This window comes from Dyella mobilis, assembly GCF_016904945.1.
Lineage (GTDB): Bacteria > Pseudomonadota > Gammaproteobacteria > Xanthomonadales > Rhodanobacteraceae > Dyella_B > Dyella_B mobilis.
Genome location: NZ_JADIKF010000018.1, coordinates 1 through 631, shown reverse-complemented (window position 1 = coordinate 631; position 631 = coordinate 1). Strand labels below are relative to the sequence as shown.

At 64.2% G+C, this 631-nt stretch carries 1 protein-coding gene; it reads right to left on the bottom strand.

Features of this window, described 5'->3' with window-relative positions; all coding sequences use genetic code 11:
* Nucleotides 1-631, bottom strand: a 631-nt coding sequence (locus ISS99_RS00090) for an AMP-binding protein (RefSeq protein ID WP_204629527.1), incomplete at both ends; no start/stop codon positions are given.

The following is a 631-nucleotide window of genomic DNA, read 5'->3' as shown; positions in this document are numbered from 1 at the left end:
GCCCAGCGGCACCGGCTGTCCCTGCGCATCGAGCAGATACAGACGCAAATCCGGGATGCGCTCGCCGATGGGACTGACCGCGGCCGCCGTATCGGCCTGACGCAGCACCCGATAGGTGACGTGCACGGTCGTCTCGGTAATGCCGTACATGTTGATGAGCTGCGGCGATTGATCCGAATGCGTGGCATACCAGGCCTTGAGCACGGACGGTTCCAGCGCCTCGCCGCCGAAGATCACGTAGCGCAACGCGTCGCGTGGCGCGTCGTGCGCCTGCGCATCGATCAGAGTGCGGAACGCGCTGGGCGTCTGGTTGAGCACCGTCACGCGTTGCGCGCACAGCAAGGCATAAAAATCCTGCGCCGAGCGTGCGACGTGATGCGGCACGATGACCAGGCGCCCGCCGTAATGCAGTGCGCCCCACAGCTCCCAGACCGAGAAATCGAAGCCGAAGGAATGGAACAGGCACCACGTATCGTGCGCGTTGAACCCGAACCAGGCCTCGGTGGCCCAGAACAGGCGCATCACCTGGGCGTGCTCCACCATGACGCCCTTGGGCGTACCGGTGGAGCCAGAGGTATAGATCACATAGGCCAGATGGTGCGCAGCTAGATCCTGACGATCGGGATTGCGC